Origin of the sequence: Psychrobacillus sp. FSL K6-2836, assembly GCF_038003085.1 — a bacterium.
Taxonomy (GTDB): domain Bacteria; phylum Bacillota; class Bacilli; order Bacillales_A; family Planococcaceae; genus Psychrobacillus.
Window position 1 is genome coordinate 89691 of sequence record NZ_JBBOOM010000002.1, and the last position, 22732, is coordinate 112422.

The following is a 22732-nucleotide window of genomic DNA, read 5'->3' on the forward strand; positions in this document are numbered from 1 at the left end:
ATTGTTGTTCATTACTAGGAAGGTAAATGATTATAGGGGGAATGAGTTTTTATGACTAAAGAAATTCTTAGATTATATGAACGGGATGAATCCATTCATAATTTATTTGTGTCAATATCTAATAGAGAAATATTTAGTTCCTGGGATAAGAAAAGTACTCATTTAATAAACATTCGTTCAATGACAAAAAGTATTGTTTCTCTTTTAATTGGGATTGCATTAAAAAAGCACTTTATAAAGTCTCTTGAAACTCCGATTAGTTACTACTTACCTAATGCTCCTAGTCATATATCTATAAGAGATTTACTTTCGATGAGTTCAGGTTTCGATATTGATGACAAAGATTTGTATGGACTGATTGTAAAAAGTAATGACTGGGTAAGAGATATCTTAAACCTTCCATTAGAAGAAAGAGGTACATTTAGATATAAAGGGGTTGATTATCATCTTCTATCTGCAATTATTAGTAAGTCAACAGGCTCAACTTTGTCCAATTTTGCTAACACAAACCTCTTTTCTCCACTTGAAATAACAGATGTTGAATGGGAAAGTGACCCTCAAGGTATAACCATCGGGAGCACAGGCTTAAAGCTCTCGTTTGAAAGTTTAATAAAAATAACTCAAATACTTGTTAATAATGTTTTGGAAGATACTAATGAAATCATCCCTAATGATTGGATAAATACGTCTACTACAAATAGCATCCCAACAAATTTAAGTTACGGTAATTATGGGTTTGGATGGTGGATAAAAACATATAAAGATTATGAAGTTTATCGTGCATTAGGTTCAGGCGGTCAACAAATTCTTATATATCCTAAGAAAAGGATTTCAATTATTGTAACTGCTGATCCAAAAACATTTAATCACTTAAAAAGTGAAAATTTATCAAATAAGATTCTCGACATAATTACTTAAGAAATCATTGCTTTAGTTATATGACCATAATATTGATGGTCTATTTTTAAGTCGAAAATATCAAGAGATATAATTGGAGGAATTATCATGGAGTATAATTTTAAAAAAATGTCACAACAGCAAGCTGAAAATATTGCTTCAAACTGGCACTATGAAGAGGAATATTCTTTTTATGATTTTGAAGCTGATGAGGAGGATCTGGCAGAACTTTTAAGTCCTCAAAAACGTGGTGATAAATATTACATAGGCAAAAAAGGCACTGAGGAAGTTGGTTTCTTTTATTTTGAAAATGAAGGCGATTCAGTTGTTATTGGGTTAGGAATGAAACCTGAATTAACTGGAATGGGAATGGGATCGGAATTTTTAAGGGCTGGAATGAGTTATGCGATATCAAAATATAAACCCAAAGAAATAAAACTTGCGGTTGCTACTTTTAACGAGAGAGCCATAAAAGTCTATCAAAAAGCAGGCTTTGAATCCAATGGGACTTACATGCAAGATACAAATGGAAGTCGTTTTGAGTTTTTGAAAATGAAATATGAATGTGCAGAGCAAACAGCTGCTTCAAGTTGTTAAGGATTTTTCAGTTAACTGATGCTTTACTTCATCAAGAAGGAGTAAAGCATTTTTTTCTCATAGAACTTACTCAACAGGTTAGTTGAACAAAGTTAATGTACTAAAAGGGGGAGAGCAGTTGATTAAAAGAAAGGCTATAACTTTTTTCTTTGCAACAATCCTGTCGATTACTTTCATCTTAATTTTTATTTTTGGCGAATGGGAAAGACCATTTGAATTAGTACCTATGATTGGGATTTATAGTTTACTATTTGCACCGATTATATTAATTTATGGTGTTCCTGTAACTTTTTTATCGGATTATTTAACCAAAAGATTCAAAGGATTCAATAGGATAATTTTAGAGCTGTTAATTCATTTGTTTTTTGGTATGTTTTATACATTTGTCTATGGCATTATCTTTCAATCAAGTAATTTCTTTTCAAACTTTAATGACTATTGGGTAGGAGAAGGGGAACTATATTTTATCGCTGGTATAATGACTTCATTCTTCTTTTGGGCGGTGGATGAGGTTCTAAGACGTTTTCGATCCAAACAAATATAAAGACATTTCTTTATGAACTAACGCGGCAGGTTAGTGGAAGAAGTAGTCTGTTAATTTGGCTAAAATAATAGATGTCCATTTTGATAAAGTGAGACATACATTATTTATAGGTGAGGAGATTGGCATGAAGAAACCAATTCTAATTTTGTTTATTTTTACATTCAGTTTAATGTTGACAGGTTGTAATTTCATTGAAGAAAAGAAAGCTGAAAGAATTATTAAAAATTATTATCAAGCCATAATAGATGCAGATTATGAAGTAGCATTTGAACAATTACATCTATATGATTATGATAGCAAAACTGAAGATAGTAAATTAGTCGAAGGGACTACATTATCCGATGAAGAAGCAAAAGCATTTTTTTTAAAGAAAATAGATGGATTAGAAGAAGAAAATTATAAATTAAAAGACTTTGAAATTGTAGATGTTGAGTATGAGGACGGTCACTCATTTTGGCATCATATAAAGCTTGAAGTAGAACAGAATGGACAGAATTATGAATGGAATGAAGTTGCCGATATTTATGCAGGGAAATTATTAATCGGTGAAAAAGATGACCCGAATGTGAAGTATAGAGATGGGAAGATGGACTTTGAAATTAAAGATTGATTTTCTTTGTTTATGTGAAGTGCTTTAGTTAAGTAGTGCAACGAACTTATTCAACAAAAGCAGCTGCTTAATGGAATAGGGGGAGTTATGGCGTTGAACCAAGAAGGATTAACGCCTCTTTCATGAACTCATCGAGCTAAAGAAACGGTCAGTTGAATCAAATAATAAAGGGGATTAAATAATTGAGAGTGGGTTATAGTATTTTAAAAGAGATTAAGGAGAAGGATTTCACACCATGTGCGTCAGATTATGGATTAACTCAAATAGAGTTCGAGAATTTTATCCTTTTCTTAGAAAACAAAGGCTATGTGGAAAGAGTGCTGAGAGTGAGTGATAGGTTTTCTTTACACCCTACTCGTTTAACTGAAAAGGCTATTAAGTTGTTAGAAGATAACAAACAATACATCGATACTTACCCAGAAAGAACTGGTTTGAAAGCATGGGTTCAAATAGAGAAAGAACTATATTCAAATGGTGCAGAGGAAGAATAGAGTTATAAGAATATTAAACTATCATAAAAATACACTCTCAAATTTCTGAAAAAAGAAAACATGAATCTTAAGCATGCTAGAAGACTGTATTAAAGGAATGAGGGATAGGTGTATGAAAAAGTTTTCAATTACTTTATTAGTACTAATTGTGTTAGCTTTTGGGATATACTTTGTTATCGGTCTATTTAATGCTAAACCGCCTTCTCCAATTATAACTGTCGAAGAAAAAAAGATAGAAGTTGCACAAGGTTCATATTGTTGGGATGGTTTATATAATTCTATTTGTGTTGATACGCTTTCTCCTCCAATGCTAATTGACCATCATGAAATTAAACCTGTAATTATATCGCCTGAATCTGAATTAAAAATAGAATTTAATAAAGAACCTAACAAAAATACATTAGGAGTAAATAGATGGCTTAATGATAACGAAGTAAAAAATATTTCACTAAGTAATAATGTATTGATAGCGCCAAAAGAAAAAGGTGTATATGTGTACGATGTCCATGCACGGTGGGAAAAGGGAGATTCAAGTTACGCTTTTGTGATCGAAGTTCGATAAGCTTTTCAACTAATAGATGCTTTACTTCATGAAATAGTAAATACTTTTTCTTATTGAACTAAAGAAGGAGGGTACTTAAATAAAGTGGGATGGTTTTGAATATAGTGTTTATCATTATGTTGATGTTTTCTATACTGGTTTCTACGATAACTTCTACTTGTTTTTTGAAAATGAAGAACAAGAAATGGCATGCAAGGTTAGTTGCATTGGGTGTAAATACACTTATTATGTCAATGGCAACAATGCTACTTTATAAGTTAAACGTTCAAACATTTCATAAACAGACAGAAGGATTATTTGGTAGTTTAGGTATAGGAGTATTGATGTTTTTCATTCCAATACTTACACTCATTAATTTCTATACACTCGAATTTATAAGAAATAGAAGTATGAATATATCTAATTAATCTCTACTTATTTCACTGACGGTGCTTTACTTCAAGTACGGGTAAATCTTCTTTTTCTGATTGATCTACAGCAGTGGGTTTGTTGAAAAAGAAATGAGGCTGGGACAGAACCCAAAAACAGCATTTTTCTCTGTGAGAAAAATGCTGTTTTTTTTGCTGTGCACAAAATTGATTTTCATTCCAGGGACGCTTTCCACGGGCGTGGCCTGAGCCTGTAGTCTCAGGCGTCACGCTATTCCCGTAGGAGTCGCCCCTCCATATCATCAATTTTATTAAATATCCATTATTTAGTAAAGGTTTCTCCTTATCCAATAAAATTTCTACTTCTGACCCAGCCTTATTTTTTATGGTAATTAGATGATGTACGGTGTCCAATATATTTTCGTAAAAGGCATAAAGCAATAATATTAGCCTCCCCAAGCCTCTTTTAAAAGCTCCACTCCTTCTTGAATTTCATCAAAGGTAAGATTACTGAATCCAAGTTTAATAATTGCTTCCGCAGAATGATTTTCTATGAAATAGATGGAGGTAGGATACACTTTAACTCCATAAATGGAAGCACGCTCGATTAACCATTCTTCTGAACGATTTAGATGTACTTTAACTAAAACGTACAAACCTGACTGCTCCCCAATAATGGAAATATGTTGTTTGAATTGTTTCTTTAATTCTGAAACTATACAGTGCATTTTTCGCTTATAAACGAGACGCATCCGTTTAATATGACGGTTCCATTCTCCCTCTTCCATAAATTTAGCCATTGTAAGCTGGCTAAGAAGGGAAGTAGTACTCTCAAAATTCTGGAAATGCTTTATATAAACGTCTAAAAGAAATTGTGGCAGCACCATATAACTTAGTCGGATTCCTGGAAGAAAGGACTTTGAGAAATTGCCTAGGTAAATCACTCTATTTAAATCGATAGAAGCAAGTGCCGGAAATGGTTGTTGTGTATAGCGAAATTCACTATCATAATCGTCTTCAATAATATATCCTTTTCTCTTGGTAGCCCATTGAATGAGCTTTTGCCTTTGTTGAATGGACATGCTTATACCTATTGGGCTTTGATGGGAAGGTGTCACATAAATTAAGCGTGACATCATATTTTCTAATTGTGAAAAATTAGCACCTGTTTCATCAACTGGTAAAGTTTCAAGTGTAAAACGTTGGAATAGAAACGCCTCTTTTGCTCCATCATACCCTGGGTCCTCCAAGATTACGCTTGGGAAATCTTCCTTTAGGATTTGTCCAAGATTAACTAACATTTGCTGTGTACTGCTCCCAATGATAATTGCATTTGGATCTGTCTTTACCCCGCGAGATTGGAGTAAATAGAGAGCAATTTGTTTACGCAAACACATTTCTCCAAAAGGATCACCGTATAGAAAACTCTCCTGTAAGGTTAGTACTGAATTAGTAAATCTTCTCCAAGCTTTTAGAGGGAAGTTTGTTTGATCTACAGCCCCAGCTTTAAAATCAACGAAAAATGTTGTCACAGTCTCAGTTTGCTTACTAGGAATAGTAATAACTTCCTCTTGAAATAAATGAGGCTCTAGTTCATTAACAAAGTATCCTTTTCTTCCTTCCCCCCTAATATAGCCTTCTGCCACAAGCTGATCATAAGCCATTAATGTCGTATTGCGACTGACATGCAGGGAATCAGCGAGTTGACGTATGGAAGGTAATTGTTCGTTTTCCGGTAGGTCCCTATGCTCAATTAATAATTTAAATCGCTCATATATTTGTTTGTATTTAGAAGAGTGATCGTCTAAAGCAAAAATGATATTTTTCATTATAATCACCTCTGACATGTCTACTTTATTTAAATTGTACCTTTTTATATGTCAACTATTATATTACTATGTTGAATAAGCGATATCCATAAGCTTTAAAAATAATCAGAAAAGTATAAGGAGGATCCGGAGCTTAATATTGCTGAGTTGAGTACATTTATTCTGGTTGTCTTCGGCTTGTTTTTGATACCAGGTCCTGTTGTTGGGGCAAAAAGTTTAAGTTCTGATCTATATCAGTCTAGGCTTGCAAGTACTACTCCTAGGTCTAATATAATTTTTCAGAAGATTATAAGAACTCTTCCTAAAGGATTCAGTAAATTATTTTAATACAAAAGGAGCACGCCATTATGTATATTCCAAAATATTTTAAAGTCACAAATATCTATGAAATTACAGAATTTATTGAGGAGAACTCATTTGCTACAATAGTTACAACTAAAAAAGGGAAACCCATTGCTTCTCACCTTCCATTAAGGCTTCATAAACATGGAGAGGATTATTATATAACTGGACATATGGCATATGGGAATCCTCAATGGAGAACATTTGAAACATGTGACGATGTACTAATCATATTTCAGGGACCACATGGTTATATTTCTTCTTCTTGGTACGAGCATGAAAATGTACCCACATGGAATTACCAAGCAGTACATGTATATGGCCAAGCAAGTATATTAGGTGAAGTAGAGTTGAAACAAGATCTTTCAGAGCTACTTGAGAAGTATGAAAAGCAACGTGAAAACGCAGTATTATGGGATAAGTTATCCCCTCAGCTATTAGAAAGTGAACTGAAAGGGATTGCTGGCTTTAAAATAACAGTGCAAGAAGTACAAGCGGCTTATAAATTAAGCCAGAATCGAAATGAAAAGGATTATCATAACATTGTTGAAAAATTACAAGAAGAAGAAAATCTAAATTCCCATCAATTGTCAGAATCGATGAAAAAGATAAAAAATAAAGAGGGTTGAGAGGTTATTTTGTGAATAGTTTCACTTAAACTAGAGACCGCTTTACTTCGATGAGAAGTAAAGCCTTTTTCTTCTTAAACTTACGATAAGGTAATTGAAGAAGCAGGTATATAAAAATATTTAGAGAAATATGTATGTATCATAAATCCGAGGAGTGAGTATATGTCTGAAGTATCTCAAGAGAATAGGTCTGTAACAGAGCTTCCCGAATTAAAGTTAGTCGGTTTTCGAGTATTATGTCCAGGTAATCAGTATGCAGTTGAAATACCCAAAGCTTCTTTAAAGTTAAGTGAGCGGATAAATGAAATTAGAAATGTTGTTAATCCATCACAACAAATTGGAGCATTTGTTGTAGAAAATGAAACGGAAAATGAAGATGGTTATTGGATCAGTGTAGAAGTGACAAAATATGAAAATATTCCTAATGGTATGGTCGCCTTATCCGTGCCTTCACAAAGGTATGCTGTTGTGAGACATAAAGGATCAAATAATGAAATCAAGGATGCTTATGAGGAGTTACATAAGTGGATTGAGAAAAGCAATTACCAACGAATAACCAATACATGGCATTTAGAAAAGTTTAACACCTGGAATGATACTGAAAATGTGGATGTAGAGCTATTTGATACAATTATGTAAAGTATGTTAAACGTCAGAGGTGTTGACCCAAATTGGGTAAGATGTCTGCAGATACTAAATTAGGTTTTTTGACGATGAATTGTAATGGTACAAGGAAGACTTGAAATTAAATATGAGCTGCCTTACTTATCTATCATTTTATTAATTCTATGTATTTTTATGCTAATATATTTATATAAACGGACGTATGAAAGTATCAAGTTTGAAAAAAGTGTTTTTTTGAGTCTATTTTTTCCGTACTTTCTAGCAGGTCTTGCAACTACGGGTGCTTTACTTCATTAAGGATTATAGTATTTTTTATTAAACTTAAGAAGCAAATCAGTTGAAATAGTGGTGAGTAATAATATTAAATGTTATTTTTTATGAGGAAAAAGAAATGGTTAGAAGGAGAGAGATTGCCTACTAACAATGATGTTGTATTAAATTTTTTAGGAGGCTTTCGTAATTGAGGAGATGAATTAATTATGAAACAAAACAAGTATGATGATGAGAAATTTTTCTCTGCGTATAAAAAAATGCCACGTTCAATAATAGGACTTGAAAGTGCAGGAGAATGGCACGAATTAAAAAAATTAATACCAGATTTGCGAAATAAGAGTGTACTTGATTTGGGATGTGGATTCGGTTGGCATTGCAGGTACGCTCGTGAGCAACAAGCAAGTTCAGTCATTGGGGTAGATATATCGGAAAATATGATTCACAAAGCTCGTGAAATGACGGATGATTCTTCGATTTCATACATTAAAATGCCAATTGAAGACATCAATTTTTCAGACTCTCAATTTGATTTTGTCCTCAGTTCATTGGCTTTTCACTATATTAAGTCGTTTGAAACAATCGGTAAAAAGGTCTATGATTGTCTGAAGCCTGGAGGTTCATTTGTTTTTTCAGTTGAACATCCGATTTTCACATCTCGAAACGAACAAGATTGGTATTATGATGATAAAGGTAGTCGTCTGCATTGGGCAGTTGACAATTACCAATCAGAAGGATTGCGTGAAACAACATTCCTAACTGAAAATGTTATTAAATATCATCGTACATTTTCAACCTATATAAATGACTTAATTGATGCTGGTTTTATTATAAAGGTTATCAAGGAACCTACTCCTTCTGAAAAAATGTTAAATAGTATTCCTGAAATGAAAGATGAACTTCGAAGACCTATGTTCTTAATAATCTCAGCAGAAAAGTAAATGGTGATTGTACGTTCCTACAAAAGTAGGGACGTTTTTATTATCAAACTAACGAGTGCTTTAGTAAAATATCGGGGGTGCCCTAAGTACTCTTTTATCTTCACTTCCCTCCTTTCTATTATATTTAATAATTGATCGTACGGAATCTTGTGAATATGATGTATCGAAGTAAAAAGTAGAGGTGTTTAGAGTGAGGTTACTATTTAGTGTATTAAGAAAAATACTGGAGAAAGAGTCTTTTTCACACAAAACATACAATATTGATGAATCTGAGTTTTGGGATTTTTTGAATATGGCTATAAAGAAAGAGTATATTTCTGTTTTAAAGGGTCGTATTGAAGATACATACGTTCTTACTGAAAAAGGATTAGAATTCCTGAAGTCTAATCTGCGATTTTATAGGGAGATTCCAAATGATTCTAAAGAGTTACCTCAATGGGTCCGGTTCGAAGGGGGAGTTTATACACCAAAAAACAAAAAAACAAAGCCGGAACAGAATAGGTACGAACCAGAAACTATAGAATATTTTCATTGGAGTGAAATTCTATATTCAACACTTAACTCCATTAAAAACAAGGGCGGCATAGGGGATCTATTTATTGAACAACCTGCATCAGAAAGTGACGTACTGCAGATTGAAAGCATTATTGGGTTTGAACTTCCAGAATCATTTAAAAAGGTAGTGTTAGATTATTCGCGTCAATGTGATTTTTATTGGAATACACAAGAAAATTCAACATGTGAATTGGATGATCCTAACATATTTTTATCACAAGGCGAACCATATACGAACAGGAATATATTGAATGGGGGTCTATTTGATTTTGGGCTATGGAATCTCGATAAGCTAATAACTTTAAACGCCATAAGGATAGACCATGATTACCTTGATGAAAAGAATAATGAATTTCACTTCTGGTCAAATTCATTTATTTTTTCCGGAGATGGGATGGGGAATTACTTTGGAATAGACCGAAAATACAATATAGGGGAAGTTATTTATTTAACAAATGATAAAGATTTTCACGGTTGGAGGCTGGGAAAATCATTTGAATCCTTTATGAACAACTGGATTCAAATAGGTTGTGCTGGCAGTTTTATCAACGATTATATTGCACTATCATCACGACACATCCCTTATATTAACAATAAGACAACAAATTCTTTTAAAATAAAGAAATGGCTAGAAATTGGTTAGGAGGAGATACCAATGGCAATGGCTAAAGAGGAACATTATTCTTTTTCAACTAACGATGTAGGATAGTTGACTATGATTAATGGGAAAATTATGAGTATTGAAGTCAAAGGGAGGCTTAAATTAATGTCAGGTGAAAACTTTTATGAACAGGTACAAAAGAAACCATTATTCTTTATGATTTATAGTATTATAGCAATTTTATTTTTTACTGGTATCACATTTACTTTTGTAATCCCTGGGTTACAAGGCTTCAAATGGTACTTCTTATTTGTTGCACTTTTGATCTATTTTTTAGTTGCAAATATATTTGCAGGGTTATTTAAAGAACGACTATCATTGGTTTTTATAATCTCCTTTATATTTAGTTCTTTAGGAATGGGATGGCGTTTATGGCTTGAATGGGGGGAGTTTAGTTTAGTCGAACATATGAATCCAGTTGTACTAATTGGCTATCCTTGTATTATTGCATTTGTAATATTATTAATGTTTTATTTCTCTTCTAAATTCAAGATAAAAAATGGTAATTATCGGTGAATAAAAGTTATTTTTTCTTATTCAACTAATGGCTGCTTTAGATGAATAACATTAATCAAGAATGGTCTATTTCTTGTAAGAGAAACAGACTTTTCTTATTAAGTTATGAAGGTATTTCTTTCATTTTTCCTCACCGTAACCTAACCTCTACACCTTAAATATGTTTGCGTTATTTCTGTTTCGTTAATGTTTTAGCTGTTTTTGGTGCAAAATTCACCTTTTCAATAGATCCACTAATATAAATTTGGATACGTAACGCTGGTATCAGGTGGCTAGCCTTTTTTCGTAACTAAAAAATTTTTGTTTTCAACTAACCGGTGAGGCTCGGACAGAAGTAGAAATTTTATTGGATATTGAGAAACCTATACTAAATAATGGATATTTAATAAAATTGATTGGAATGGAGGGGCGACGCCTACGGGAATAGCGTGACGCCTGAGACTACAGGCTCAGGCCACGCCCGTGGAAAGCGTCCCTGGAATGGAAATCAATTTTATACACAGTAAAAAAACAGCATTTTTCTCACAGAGAAAAATGCTGTTTTGGGTTTCTGTCCCAGCCTCCTTTTTTCCTATAAAACTAAATCAGCAGTTTCGTTCAACAATCGGGACATTTAATTGAATAAGCACAAAAAGTCGATTTCCTTTCGTAAGGAAATCGACTTTTTAAATTGATTTTTGCCTCGTTATCAAGTTTTTTACTTTAAGTTCCTTTGATTAATTCTTAAAATGTTGTTGACTATTCAGTTGAACTGTATTACGCTATTATTAAGTTGAACTATATAGTCAAACTGAATAGAGGGTGAGGATGATATGAAACATAAATTATTACCGTTGTCTGAAACCATGCATTACATTTTATTAGCCCTACGTGAACCACTCCATGGCTATGCCGTAATGCAGAAGATAGAAAAGATAAGTAACAGTACTGTTATTTTAGCAGCTGGTACATTATACGGTGCGATTGAAAACTTGAATAAGCATGGTTGGATTGAACCTGTTGGAGAGTCAGGTCGGAGAAAAGTTTATATGATAACTGCGGAGGGAAGTGCCATTTTGAAAATGGAACAAAAAAGGTTATTGCATATTTTATCCCTGTACGAAGGAAGTGAATCGAATGAAGAAACTTAAAATGTTTTTTGATATTGAAAAAGAAGAGCAATGGTTGAACGAGCAATTACAAAAGGGCTATCGTTGTACAAATATTAGTGGATTAGGAATATACACTTTCAAAAAAACCGACAAGAGATATGTGATACGACTGGATTATCAGGATTATTTATCAAAGAAAAAGTTCAAAGATTATAAAGGGATATATGAAGACTTCGGTTGGATTTATATAACTGGCCCCTGGCTTGGTGGAATTCGATATTGGCAAAAAGAAGATGATAATCAAAATGAAATCTTCTCGGATCGCCAATCAAAGAATAATTATTATAAAAGATTGATGGGTTATTCATCTGGTTTATGTATAGTGTTATTGTTTTTTTCTTATATGCTTTACAAGGATTCAGGTTTATATTTAGCTGAAGGTCTATGGAGTATGAAAGGTGCATTATTTTGGAAAGCATTTTTATTTGAAACTCCATTTGCCCTTTTGAGGTTGCTACCCGCCCTTATGGTTGTTTTCTTTGGTAGCAGTTTCTATAAAGCTTATCGAAAGTATTCAATGTTAAAAGAAACATAATGCGAGGATGTTAATTATAAACTTTATTTAATTCGAAGAAGTAATCGAGGATTATATATCTACCACAATCGGGCGCTTTAACAGAAAAAAGAAGCGCCTCTTTTCTTATTCAACTAACTCGTGCTTTAGTTAAACAAGAACATCATGTCGATGGTCAACGTCTAACTAAAAAGATATTGTTTTTATAGATTTTTTTTGAATAGAGGGTGGAAATTATGAAAAAGTTACATGTCTTACCTTTATTGCTATTGTTTCTAGCTGCATGTCAACCCGGTGGAAATGATTTAGTTTTTAATGGTACAAGTGAAAACTGGTCAGCTCAACTAACTATTAGTGTTATTAATGGGTCTGAAAATAACGATTTAGAGCTTACATACAAGGGGAATGATTTAGGTTCAATTGGAGCATTTAATTATTATGTGGAAAATACTGATCGAGGAACTAATTTTAGGAGAAATAACGTTAGTTTAAATAAAAACGGTATTTATACAAATGATGACATGAGTTCAAATAGCCCCACAACCACTTCGGAAGATACCTATATTATTACTGTAGATTGGAATGGAAATAGTGAAGAAATTGTTATTAAAAAAGATTAAGCATTACCCACAACAATACGTAAACAAAGTACTCACTTTTTCAATTAACTAGTGGTTAATTTAGCGGAACATGCATTGCTTAAAAAGTTCTTTTTCTTATTGAACTAAAGCCGTTCGATTAGAATGTCCATTTAATAATTTTTATTACACTGGGGATAATACACCTAAAGATACTTTGAGGTGATGAAAATGCACAGAACTATTTCCCTATTCCTACTTTCATTTTGTTTGTTATTTTTATTGGTCATAATTGCAACTGCAAACAATAAACCCAGTCCTTATGAAGAAATATATCCTGAAATCGGATATAAGACTGTAGAAGAAGCATCGAAAGATTTTGAACAACATTTTAAACAAAGACTAAAGCTGCCACTTAGAGTTCCCCCGATAAAATTCACACATCATTTCGGAAGATTTAATGATTTAGAGGGCGACACCAATGACTCATTTGAAGTAAAGTTTATCAGTGATCTATCATCTGAAAATCATTATAAAATTGATGTTCGACCTATCAAGTATGGAATTCCTCTTCGAGAGAAATATGTCTTAAAAACCTTTGAATTAAATAATGGGAATGTAGCCACTTACATGACTATTTCGGGTTTTAACGTGCTTGTCTTCGAAAGTGGGAATTGGCAGTATATGCTAAATATTGATAAGCGAGTTTTAGATAAAGTTACTCCCGAAATCTTAGTTGAAATAGCTAATTCTATTGATTATTAAATCGAATCTAAAAAAAATTCTTATTCAACTAAATCGTGCTTTACTTCGAGAAGGAGTAAAGCTTTTTTTCGTTTGGAGAGAAAAGGTATGTGAATGCATACCTTTTTCATGTGGAAGGTATTTCAATGGAATATGTTGAATATGTTCATGAAATAACTTAAATCATCAAAATATCATGTCTATTATGAAGGAAATCAACTTGATGAAAAAATTTACAGTACAATTCCAGAGTTATATTTAGTGAATAGCTTTGCCCATTACCTTGGGGATGATATTGAGCAATTTAAGAAGACGAATAATAGAATTTATGAATTTGTTTGTTGCATATAGTATTTTAATATATAATAAGTAAAGAGAATAATCTAAAATAACAGAAAAATCGGAGTGGTTTCTTGAGTCAATTATATACACTCAAACGTATCTTTTAGGGGACGATTGCCAATGTCAGTGATTAAGGATGAACACTTACTAGTGGAAGGTGGAGAAATCTGTCTTACAGTGGTTGATACAAATTCATAAAGTCAATCGAGGTCCGGAACAAGAGATGCAATAAGCTCTTGTGAAGTAGGAACTAGAAGTAATCGCTTTGTAGAACGAAGCGGTGAACATGTACATTCACCTTAAAAGCCTGAAACTACTTAGAGTAGGAAAACAAACGGAACCCTTTCTCCAAAGATGAAAAATTCGTCTTGGAGGAAGATAACGTTGAGTAGATTAACAGAAAATACTGCTTTTCAATGTGGTAATTGTGGAGCAAATGTAGCTCCTTTGACAAATGGAAGTTTTCGAAATCATTGTCCATTTTGTCTATTTTCAAAGCACTTAGATAATCATCCCGGTGACCGTTTAAGCAATTGTAAAGGCTTAATGCGTCCGATTAGTTTGGACTATTCTGGAAAAAAAGGTTTTCAAATTGTTCATGAATGCATTAAATGTCGTAAATTACAACGAAATAAGGTTGCTAGTGATACGATTCAAGAAGATAATATTTTAGGTATAATGACTGCATATTCTTACAACTAGATTATTCTCTCCCTCCTCAGTTTTAATGACTCAGGAGGCTTTTAATTACAGGGATTTGCGACCCTATTTACCGCAGCAGTTTAGTAGAATAAGCGTAGGTAATAATAGAGGAAGAAAAAATAGCTAATGAGGTGATATTATTGATTCTCCCCAAAGGCATTACAGGATTTATTGATAATATGGAGGAAGTCATAGACGGACAACAATTTAAAAAAATTTGTTATGAAGTATTGAGAGAAGCTAAAGGAGAAGTTCTGAAATTCGAGGGTCCTCTCTATCCACATAATTACTTTAAAGTTAATATTCGATTAAAAGGAGAGTTATTTTATATCCTGTTAAATGAATACTACCCCTATCTTGCCTTCGCCAATAAATGGGAAGATATTGTGATTGAATTTACGGATTTGCCAACATTAATGAAAGGCTTCGGAGAATATTATACTGTCCTCACAAAAAAGGAATTAAATTTACCATTCTCCAAAAAGGAACATGATTTAGAAGAAGTTGAATTGAGGCAGGCAGCCTATTGGCAACCCCGTTCAATCGGGGAAGTGATTTTCAACTGTTGGGACTAAAAAATACACGATAGTTGAAAAATAAAATTATTAAAATAATAGTCAGCATTTCTGTAACGGGTGCTTTGCTTCAAGAAGGGGTAAAGCCTTTTTCTTATTGAACGATAAAGGAGTAAAAGAAGATGCTTAAAGACTTAATAGAGAATTGGGTTAAGTATTGTAAAGAAGAAAACTTTATAGGAATTGGTTCTACGAGAAAGGTATATCGTATCAAAGATTATGTTATAAAATTGCATATACATCCTCTTGGTTATAAGCAATCCTTAAAAGAAATGGAAATATGGAATTTTGTTGTTAAAAAAGATATAAAGGAGTTATTCGCTAAGATATATTACGTTGACGAATCCGTCTCTGTTCAAAGATACTATAAACCATAGAACTAAGGAATAATCAATCTTTTGATATTGATGTTAGGAGAGATCAATACCTTATACCGAATATGTATGAAGAAGTTTCAGCAATATTAGATAAAGTGTTCGATAGCTTACAGACAGGAGTTAGATACGATGATAAAAGGGTTTGGTGGAATATTTTGGAGAACTAAGAATCTGGATGTTATAAAAAGATGGTATAGTGAAGTGCTAAAGATTGAAATAGAAAATTGGAATGGAACAGTGATTAAGCCCCAATTAGGAAATGAGACCGTCTTTTCTTTCTTTACCGAGAATGACAGTTATTTTCCAACAGAACAACAAGTGATGTTAAATTTCCAAGTACATAATCTAAACGAGACTATTAAGCATCTAGAACAAATTGGTGTACATCTTGAAAAGAAAAAAGAGATTAGTGAATTTGGAAAGTTTATTTGGATTAAAGATCCTGAAGGTCGACTGATCGAGCTTTGGGAGAAATAATGGTCTATAGGCTATAATCATTTGTTTTAAACTCCCATGAAAATTAAAACACTCAAAATCTAAAAAGTGGCCTAACAAAAGATGAATAGAAAAAACTTTAAAAAAGAGCTGTACCTTCTGATTTAATAAATTTAGTTGATAGGTAAAGCAGGAAATCAACTTCTGCTTGTTAGAATAAAGGCAAGGCTGATGGAGTAATAAGAGACGGATTAATCTCCCATTAGTGGTACTTGTAAGGAGTGCTACAGTCTGTGATGCACCACTGTCGTTTGAGTCAAACTAATGGGTGCTTTCTTCGAGAAGCGGTAAAGGTTTTTTATATTGAATTACAGCAGCAGGTTCGTGGAAGATTAATATAGAATTATTGTACTGGAAGTGATGGAAATGTTTAGAAGTGACTATGTTATAAAATATAATAAATCTCCGAATATAAAGGTTATCAAAGAGATATTATCAAATTGGGTGTGGGATGATGATTTCACTTATCGCTACTTTTTACGAGGTGTACACATTAAGAATAATATCTGTACATTTGAAGCCTATGAGAATGAAATGTTGGTAGGTTTAGTAACTTCTTGGAAATCTGAATTTCATCCGAATTGTACATATTTTGCAATGGTTACAAAACCACATATCGGTTTTGAAATTGAATCTGTTTTGATTGAAGCTTTATACAACTTTAAAGAAATTAAATTTCCACTACAAACTTCCATTTGGGAATCATCTTATGGACTAAAAACATTCTATGAAAAAATGGGATTTATAGAAGTTAGAAGGACATATATGCCTTTATTAAGAACCTTAAAGATTGATATTAATGAAGTCTTCCCTAATTTTATTGTACAAGATATCTGCATACAAGACATAAATAGTATAGCTATTCATAAAGAACTTAAGTTAAAATTGATAAATCTTGTAAGAGAAAACTATGAAAAAGCTCATACGGTAAATCCTGTTGGAGTTCACAGCTTCCAGAAATGGGAAGAGCTGATTTTTAATGAGGATACAATTCAAAGTGGAAGTTTTATCATATTAAAGGATAATGAGATACTGGCTTATTCCTTGTTACATTATTCGAATACCCCCAATCAATATGAATTTGGGTGGAGAGGAACTAAGGAGAATACAGACGTTCGACTTATGTTATTTTTAACAGCTTCCCAAATAAACTTTGCCAATGAAAACGGAGTAAAATATATTGAAGCTGAAGTAGATACGACTGACTATTTTTCACTTGAAATGTTAAAATTCTTTCCCTTTTCTCCAGCATCTTCATTATTGACTTTTCAAAAAAGGACTATTAAGAAATAGAGTTCTGAAATAATGTGAAGTATTTGTACTTAAACTAACGAATGCTTTTAAAAACAAGTGGCTGCCTTTTAGGGTAGCTTTTTCTTATTGAACTAAAAGTACAGGTTAGTTTAACAAAAGAAACGATGTGTCCTAATGGATATAATGTTACAATTAATGAAAAATAATACAATTCTATTTAGAGGAATTTATTGATGAAATGGTTAATCATTATCGTCATTGCATATCTGCCACTTGATTATAGAATCATAAAAGTCATGATTATTTAGTATAAGAGGTAAACAAGCGGAATTGAATTGGGGGAAAAGTAGTGAAAAAAAGCAAAGAGGTAATTTGGGGATTTGCAATAATTGCACTCGTGATTACAGTTTTATCTTTTATAGATCCTGTTGATAACGGGAAAGTCAGCTCAATTGACCTTGATGTTGTAACTGATTTAGAAAGAGAGATTGATCAATTGAAACAAGATATTGATAGGTTAGAAGATTCTCTGTTCGAATCAAAGAAATTTATCTTTGATTCAAATGTAGCGATGGATTACTTCCCAGAGACAGAAATACTTTATAAGGAAATTGAAGAGACAAAGTACGTTATGCTTTTTAGGGATGTGCAAGGTATTCATCTTAATGTAGCATCGAAAGAACCAAGGTATGAGAGCTTTTTAAGCGTACCTACTTTAGATCCAGTTGATGGAATTACTTTTGATTATAACGGAATAGGAGAGGATCCGTTCGATAATAATGGAATAATGAATCACTCCTTTGGTGGTGTAATTACAAATAATGAGATTAAAGATGTGAATGTATCATTTAATGGAGAGGTTTATAAAGCAAACATTTTTAAAGTAGATGACAATATGTATGGATGGTACAGTATTTTCAAGAAAACATCGGCAATGGATGAAAATACAATAAAAACACAAGCTCTTGATGAAAATGGATATATTATATGGCAAAGAACCCTTCGATGAATGTTTAGAATTATTATTCAAACAAACGGGGTCTTTACTTGCTATAGTGAATGGAGTTTCCAAACGGCTATAAGTTAAGTTGACTTTAATTTATCGAAATGGTAAAATATTCTTAATATTACAGAAAGGAGTGAGGTCATGCAATTCAGAAACTTAATGAAGTTAACCTTGGAAATTAAATTATTGCGTCTCACTCATTCGGATTCATATTAGTTTTAAAAAATGATTTTTCATTATGATGTGCGACTATGCAATTTAAGCATTAGCTTTTTGCTTTGAATAAAACATTTGAGCCACAGGGTTATTCTATATAACTCTGTGGTTTTTTGTCTTTTTTTAACCAATAAGCTTACAAATATTTAATTTCTTAGGTTGCTTCCAGCATTAAATAGGAGGTAATCAAATGGATTTAAAATAATAATTGCAACCATGAAAAAGAATCCGGTTGTGTAGTTCAAAATGTTATGGATGAAGAAAAGTGACTACAATAAAAGATTAAATAAGAAAAAGTGAGGTAATTTTAATATGATGAAACTCAGTACGATGAAAAAAGTATTAAAAACAGTTGATAGCGAATGGAGAAGTCCATTGGCAGAACAGATCCTAAGTAGATGGGGATACGATCAAGGATCCGTTTTTTATTTGCGAGCAAGTGCGAATTTTATATTTATCTTCAAAAAAGATGGAAGAACATATTATTTACGATTTAATGAATCTTGTGAAAGGGAACACCATGCGATAGAAGCTGAAATAAACATCATCCTATATTTAGGAAATAACTCTTTAAACGTAGCACAACCTGTGAAATCATTAAATGAAAAATATCTTGAAGTTGTAGAGACTGGAATTGGAACGTATTATGCGGTTGTTTTCGAAGCCCTGGAAGGCGATCAGTATGAAATCGAAGAAATCACGACTGAACAGAATTATTTGTGGGGAAAATCTTTAGGTAAATTGCACAAGTGTCTTAAAAATATACCGGAGCAATATTATGTCTATCGGTCAGATTGGAAAGACCATCTTTTAAAAGTAAAAGAAACACTGCCCTCTCATGAAACAGCTGCCCACAGAGAATTGGAACGAATTTCAAAATGGGCAGATAGTTTAAAAGTAACAAAAGAGAATTTCGGGTTGATTCACTATGATTTTGAACTTGATAATGTAGTTTTTAATAACTACCTAATCGGAATGCTTGATTTCGATGATTGTTCAAGCTATTGGTATGTTGCCGATATAATTTACGCACTTAGGGATGTAGGTGATTTTAGTATGAACTCTCCTATTATTATAAAATTTATTGAGGGTTATAAAACTGAAACTACAATCGATATCGATTTACTTAAAGAGTCATCTGGATACGAGAGATTACACAAATTAGTTTCCTTTGCTAAGTTAATAAGGACTGTTGACATTGAAGAATCGCAAGAAAATCCAGAGTGGCTCACCAATCTTCGAAAAAAACTATGTCATAAAATAAACGAGTATCGTCTTTCATTCGAAGAGAATTCTTAAATAATTTTATGGAGCTAATTTTAAATTTTGTTAGCTCCTTTTTGTATAGAGCTTTGTTTCTTATTTTAAATAGATTTTATATATTTATAAACGGAATATTTACTTAAAAATGGAACTTTTATTCATTTCAAACGTATTTAAAGTAAAGCAGTGGGATAGTAAACTAAGGTTCCAAACTTTCAGTGGGAAGTTTTGTAATTGAAAAAAAAGACAAGCCATTATTTGGGCTGTTATCGCTATTGTTGTTGTTTTAATTAGACTTTTTACAAGATAAGGTTTGTTGAAGTAACGTGGTGCGTTTCGAAGAGGCGAGGACATATTTCACTAACGGGGAGAAGATTAATTAATTTTATGGAGGATATTTATGGACATAATTGAAATAAATAGCAAAGTTAAAATAGATGGCTTTGAATTCTATGGTCAAATTGAACAAGAAAAATTTTGTTCTAATTGCAAGTTTAATTTAGTTTATTATGATGATTTTGATGAGTATTTTTGTCCTAAATGTAATAGTTGGGTTGGATCAAAATGTAGTGACCCTAATTGTAAATATTGCTCTAACCGACCAGAAAAACCTTTACCTCACAAATAGTGCACCGGTGCTTTATTTAAACATGCTCATCATTTTGATGATTTATTTTACGTCAAAAACATCAAGAAGATTTAGCAGAATCAATGTTAAATGTTACACGTTAAACTAACGACTTAGTTTAGATTAAAAAATAGTGTGAATTTACGAAAAATAAAGGATTTTTTAATAAATATATGGTATTATTTTCCTTAACTAGTATGTAAGGAGGCTTTGTTTAATGAAAATGACGATTATGATTAGTGGGAATTTATTCAAATAAAAGGATATGGTATCATTTCCCTTATAAACTACGTGATTCTTACTTCAATTAGGAGGATCATATTTTGAATAGTATAGAACGTATTAATCCAATTACATTTACAAATGACAAAGCGAGCTTTCAATTACAAGAAAATCAAAATTTTCTTTGGTTAAAAAATTTCTGTAAATAATTTAGGGGAACATTTTTGGGGATCTTAAGATTTAAGTCCCCAAAGGAGTTCACTTTAGGGGATCCTATTGATTCCAAGACAAATGTATTCAATATGGGAGCAATAGCATTTGGGCTATTAGGTGGAGAAATGGATCATTCATTTTCAAAGTGGAAATCCAGTCCCAAATTATACGAAATAGCAATTAGAGCTGTAGAGAACAATCGATATAAACGGTACTCAACGATTAAAGAATTCTATGAAGCACGGAAGGTTGCTTTAAAATAATTAATAACATAAGGTGATTCTTCTACTACGGAGATTGCCTTTTTTCTTTTTTAGTTCAGATTTGTACTTAAAATAGCGGCAAGTTTGCTGATCAGGTATCAATTTTCTTAAAGAAGTTCACCAGGTTTAATATAAAATTCATAAAAGAATATAGAAAAGGAATGATCTTATTAATGGATATTAGAAAACCTAATGATACAGAACTTAAAGAAGTTCTATTACTTTCCCCACAAGCCATATTTGATGGCACATTGGGTGAAGTAAAACCTACAAGTGAAAAGGTCAAATGTCTTATTGAACCACTATTGGAAAAGGGAAGCTATTATTTAATAGCAACAGATAACGAAATATTGATGGGTTGGATTCTAATTGGTGCTAGTAAAGACCAATTTAATGACAAAATGAATGGTTTTATATATGAACTATTTGTTATAGAAGATTTTAGAGGGAATGGAGTTTCTAAACTGTTAATGGGAACTGCCATTGACCATCTAAGACGAAATGGATACTCAGAAGTTCGACTTAGTGCATTTGCAGAGAACCAAGCGATTAAACTGTACGAAAGAATGGGATTTAACATAAGAACAGTTTCTATGAGTTTGCAATTATAAGTTTGTCTCTTTTTTCTACATCAACTTAACAGGATGATTAGGTAAAAAAGGTATAATTGAAATTTTATTGAAAAGTTACTACTCAGAAGAATACGATGAAAATTTGTTGGACATGTCATTCAAACCTTCTTGAACTGATGCCTCAGGCTAAGAGCATCAATCTATTGATATTAAAATATAAGCGAGGGTGAGTAATATTAGTGAATTTTTAACAATTAATCATAATAAAATGGAGATTCTTCAAAAAGGGAAAAATGGTACACCAATAATTATCCTAACAGGGATGGGTTGCTCTTTTGATGAGTGGTACGATGTAATAGAGGCATTAAGCAAATCAAGCAGAGTAGTCTTGTTTCATAGACCTGGACTTGGTGAGAGTGAAATTCGAAACGAAATCCGTAATACACAAGCAGTCGTAAATGAAATAAATGAGTTGATGCTTCTACTTGGAATTCTTGAACCCGTGGTACTAGTTGGTCATTCGTATGGAGGTTTATGTGCCCAGCATTTTGTGAAAAAGCATCCAAAAAAAGTTGCAGGACTAGTATTAGTTGACTCGACTTCTATTGATTTAAAGGTCTTAGACAATTTAGATATACCAGTATTGAATGAAGGTTCAACCGATGAGATCTGGTTGGAGAAATGTGATGCTTATTCTCGAATGGATCGAGAAGAATTAAGAGAAATAATTAATCCTACTCTCACAGAAAAACAAAAAAAACTTCCTTTTTTTGTACAGCAGCGATTAATAAATTTCCAGATAAATCCTTCTTTATACAAAGCAATGCACTCTGAAATTAGCAACTGGAAGCAGGACGCAGATACTATTAAGAACCTAGGAGAATTTCCTAATATTCCTTTAATTGTAATTGGTCGAGATAAAGAACATAATATTAGGTTAGGAACTAAGGATGGTTTACCAGAGTGGGAGTTAAGGTTATTTGAAGAAAAGTGGCAAGAACTAATTATGAACCAAGTAAATCTATCTCAAAATAGTAAATTAATAATAGCAACAGAGGCAAGTCATTCAATACATATTGATAGACCAGATATTATTATTCAATCAATAACATGGATGGTTAAAGAATAATTTTGTCTTCAACTACCTGGTACTTTAGTTAAACAAGGAAAAATTTACAGAG

Annotated in this window: 29 protein-coding genes; 27 read left to right on the forward strand and 2 right to left on the reverse strand. The window is 32.4% G+C overall.

Going from position 1 to position 22732, the window contains the following annotated elements:
• Nucleotides 1-51 precede the first annotated feature (51 nt).
• The 7 genes from MKY37_RS21190 to MKY37_RS21220 all read left to right on the forward strand — a co-directional run bounded on the left by MKY37_RS21190 (nucleotide 52) and on the right by MKY37_RS21220 (nucleotide 4108).
• Nucleotides 52-918 (forward strand): serine hydrolase domain-containing protein, encoded by an 867-nt coding sequence (locus tag MKY37_RS21190; protein WP_340780166.1) that lies wholly within the window; start codon nucleotides 52-54, stop codon nucleotides 916-918.
• Nucleotides 919-1005: 87 nt separating this feature from the next.
• Nucleotides 1006-1494: a GNAT family N-acetyltransferase gene (locus tag MKY37_RS21195; RefSeq protein ID WP_340780167.1), complete on the forward strand. Its 489-nt coding sequence runs from the start codon at nucleotides 1006-1008 to the stop codon at nucleotides 1492-1494.
• A gap of 118 nt (nucleotides 1495-1612) precedes the next feature.
• Nucleotides 1613-2038, forward strand: a complete 426-nt coding sequence (locus tag MKY37_RS21200) for a hypothetical protein (RefSeq protein WP_340780168.1) — start codon at nucleotides 1613-1615, stop codon at nucleotides 2036-2038.
• A gap of 55 nt (nucleotides 2039-2093) precedes the next feature.
• Nucleotides 2094-2648 (forward strand): hypothetical protein, encoded by a 555-nt coding sequence (locus MKY37_RS21205; RefSeq protein ID WP_340780169.1) that lies wholly within the window; start codon nucleotides 2094-2096, stop codon nucleotides 2646-2648.
• Between the two features lie 182 nt (nucleotides 2649-2830).
• Nucleotides 2831-3139 (forward strand): hypothetical protein, encoded by a 309-nt coding sequence (locus MKY37_RS21210; RefSeq protein ID WP_340780170.1) that lies wholly within the window; start codon nucleotides 2831-2833, stop codon nucleotides 3137-3139.
• Nucleotides 3140-3251: 112 nt separating this feature from the next.
• On the forward strand, nucleotides 3252-3701 hold the full coding sequence (locus MKY37_RS21215; RefSeq protein WP_340780171.1) for a hypothetical protein: 450 nt from the start codon (nucleotides 3252-3254) through the stop codon (nucleotides 3699-3701).
• Between the two features lie 170 nt (nucleotides 3702-3871).
• On the forward strand, nucleotides 3872-4108 hold the full coding sequence (locus tag MKY37_RS21220) for a hypothetical protein (protein WP_340780172.1): 237 nt from the start codon (nucleotides 3872-3874) through the stop codon (nucleotides 4106-4108).
• Nucleotides 4109-4120: 12 nt separating this feature from the next.
• Here MKY37_RS21220 and MKY37_RS21225 read toward each other — a convergent pair whose 3' ends face one another.
• Complete coding sequence (locus tag MKY37_RS21225; RefSeq protein ID WP_340780174.1) at nucleotides 4121-4510, reverse strand: hypothetical protein; 390 nt, start codon at nucleotides 4508-4510, stop codon at nucleotides 4121-4123.
• 5 nt (nucleotides 4511-4515) lie between these two features.
• Nucleotides 4516-5898, reverse strand: a complete 1383-nt coding sequence (pdxR, locus tag MKY37_RS21230; protein ID WP_340780176.1) for a MocR-like pyridoxine biosynthesis transcription factor PdxR — start codon at nucleotides 5896-5898, stop codon at nucleotides 4516-4518.
• 347 nt (nucleotides 5899-6245) lie between these two features.
• Here pdxR and MKY37_RS21235 point away from each other — a divergent pair, with 347 nt between their 5' ends.
• The 20 genes from MKY37_RS21235 (at nucleotide 6246) to MKY37_RS21330 (ending at nucleotide 22680) form a co-directional block, all read left to right on the forward strand.
• Nucleotides 6246-6869, forward strand: coding sequence for an FMN-binding negative transcriptional regulator (locus MKY37_RS21235; RefSeq protein WP_340780177.1), 624 nt, complete (start codon nucleotides 6246-6248; stop codon nucleotides 6867-6869).
• 162 nt (nucleotides 6870-7031) lie between these two features.
• Nucleotides 7032-7508, forward strand: a complete 477-nt coding sequence (locus tag MKY37_RS21240; protein WP_340780178.1) for a GyrI-like domain-containing protein — start codon at nucleotides 7032-7034, stop codon at nucleotides 7506-7508.
• Nucleotides 7509-7972: 464 nt separating this feature from the next.
• Entirely contained in the window at nucleotides 7973-8704 is a 732-nt protein-coding gene (locus MKY37_RS21245; protein ID WP_340780179.1) for a class I SAM-dependent methyltransferase, read from the forward strand.
• 190 nt (nucleotides 8705-8894) lie between these two features.
• Nucleotides 8895-9902, forward strand: a complete 1008-nt coding sequence (locus MKY37_RS21250; protein ID WP_340780180.1) for an SMI1/KNR4 family protein — start codon at nucleotides 8895-8897, stop codon at nucleotides 9900-9902.
• Nucleotides 9903-9974: 72 nt separating this feature from the next.
• Complete coding sequence (locus MKY37_RS21255; RefSeq protein WP_340780182.1) at nucleotides 9975-10436, forward strand: ABC transporter permease; 462 nt, start codon at nucleotides 9975-9977, stop codon at nucleotides 10434-10436.
• Between the two features lie 812 nt (nucleotides 10437-11248).
• Nucleotides 11249-11566, forward strand: coding sequence for a PadR family transcriptional regulator (locus MKY37_RS21260; protein WP_340780183.1), 318 nt, complete (start codon nucleotides 11249-11251; stop codon nucleotides 11564-11566).
• Nucleotides 11553-12122, forward strand: a complete 570-nt coding sequence (locus MKY37_RS21265; RefSeq protein ID WP_340780184.1) for a DUF2812 domain-containing protein — start codon at nucleotides 11553-11555, stop codon at nucleotides 12120-12122. Before MKY37_RS21260 ends, MKY37_RS21265 begins: the two co-directional genes overlap by 14 nt.
• A 215-nt stretch (nucleotides 12123-12337) precedes the next feature.
• Nucleotides 12338-12721: a hypothetical protein gene (locus tag MKY37_RS21270; RefSeq protein WP_340780185.1), complete on the forward strand. Its 384-nt coding sequence runs from the start codon at nucleotides 12338-12340 to the stop codon at nucleotides 12719-12721.
• A 189-nt stretch (nucleotides 12722-12910) separates the two neighbouring features.
• Nucleotides 12911-13444 carry a hypothetical protein gene (locus tag MKY37_RS21275; protein WP_340780186.1) on the forward strand — a complete coding sequence of 178 codons (534 nt, stop codon included), beginning with the start codon at nucleotides 12911-12913 and terminating at the stop codon, nucleotides 13442-13444.
• A 705-nt stretch (nucleotides 13445-14149) separates the two neighbouring features.
• The gene (locus MKY37_RS21280) at nucleotides 14150-14467 is read left to right on the forward strand and encodes an RNHCP domain-containing protein (RefSeq protein ID WP_340780187.1); all 318 of its coding nucleotides are present in this window, start codon (nucleotides 14150-14152) and stop codon (nucleotides 14465-14467) included.
• Between the two features lie 140 nt (nucleotides 14468-14607).
• Nucleotides 14608-15042 carry a hypothetical protein gene (locus MKY37_RS21285; protein ID WP_340780188.1) on the forward strand — a complete coding sequence of 145 codons (435 nt, stop codon included), beginning with the start codon at nucleotides 14608-14610 and terminating at the stop codon, nucleotides 15040-15042.
• 122 nt (nucleotides 15043-15164) lie between these two features.
• Nucleotides 15165-15419: a hypothetical protein gene (locus MKY37_RS21290; protein ID WP_340780189.1), complete on the forward strand. Its 255-nt coding sequence runs from the start codon at nucleotides 15165-15167 to the stop codon at nucleotides 15417-15419.
• 129 nt (nucleotides 15420-15548) lie between these two features.
• Nucleotides 15549-15896 carry a VOC family protein gene (locus MKY37_RS21295; protein WP_340780190.1) on the forward strand — a complete coding sequence of 116 codons (348 nt, stop codon included), beginning with the start codon at nucleotides 15549-15551 and terminating at the stop codon, nucleotides 15894-15896.
• Between the two features lie 384 nt (nucleotides 15897-16280).
• On the forward strand, nucleotides 16281-17207 hold the full coding sequence (locus MKY37_RS21300; RefSeq protein WP_340780191.1) for a GNAT family N-acetyltransferase: 927 nt from the start codon (nucleotides 16281-16283) through the stop codon (nucleotides 17205-17207).
• A gap of 310 nt (nucleotides 17208-17517) precedes the next feature.
• Entirely contained in the window at nucleotides 17518-18177 is a 660-nt protein-coding gene (locus MKY37_RS21305; protein WP_340780192.1) for a hypothetical protein, read from the forward strand.
• A 525-nt stretch (nucleotides 18178-18702) separates the two neighbouring features.
• Nucleotides 18703-19689 carry a phosphotransferase enzyme family protein gene (locus MKY37_RS21310; protein ID WP_340780193.1) on the forward strand — a complete coding sequence of 329 codons (987 nt, stop codon included), beginning with the start codon at nucleotides 18703-18705 and terminating at the stop codon, nucleotides 19687-19689.
• Nucleotides 19690-20053: 364 nt separating this feature from the next.
• A complete protein-coding gene (locus MKY37_RS21315) occupies nucleotides 20054-20281 on the forward strand; it encodes a hypothetical protein (RefSeq protein ID WP_340780195.1) in 228 nt (75 codons plus the stop codon).
• 446 nt (nucleotides 20282-20727) lie between these two features.
• The gene (locus MKY37_RS21320) at nucleotides 20728-20979 is read left to right on the forward strand and encodes a hypothetical protein (protein WP_445323079.1); all 252 of its coding nucleotides are present in this window, start codon (nucleotides 20728-20730) and stop codon (nucleotides 20977-20979) included.
• 173 nt (nucleotides 20980-21152) lie between these two features.
• A complete protein-coding gene (locus tag MKY37_RS21325; protein WP_340780196.1) occupies nucleotides 21153-21590 on the forward strand; it encodes a GNAT family N-acetyltransferase in 438 nt (145 codons plus the stop codon).
• A gap of 187 nt (nucleotides 21591-21777) precedes the next feature.
• Nucleotides 21778-22680 (forward strand): alpha/beta fold hydrolase, encoded by a 903-nt coding sequence (locus MKY37_RS21330; protein ID WP_340780197.1) that lies wholly within the window; start codon nucleotides 21778-21780, stop codon nucleotides 22678-22680.
• Nucleotides 22681-22732: the final 52 nt, after the last annotated feature.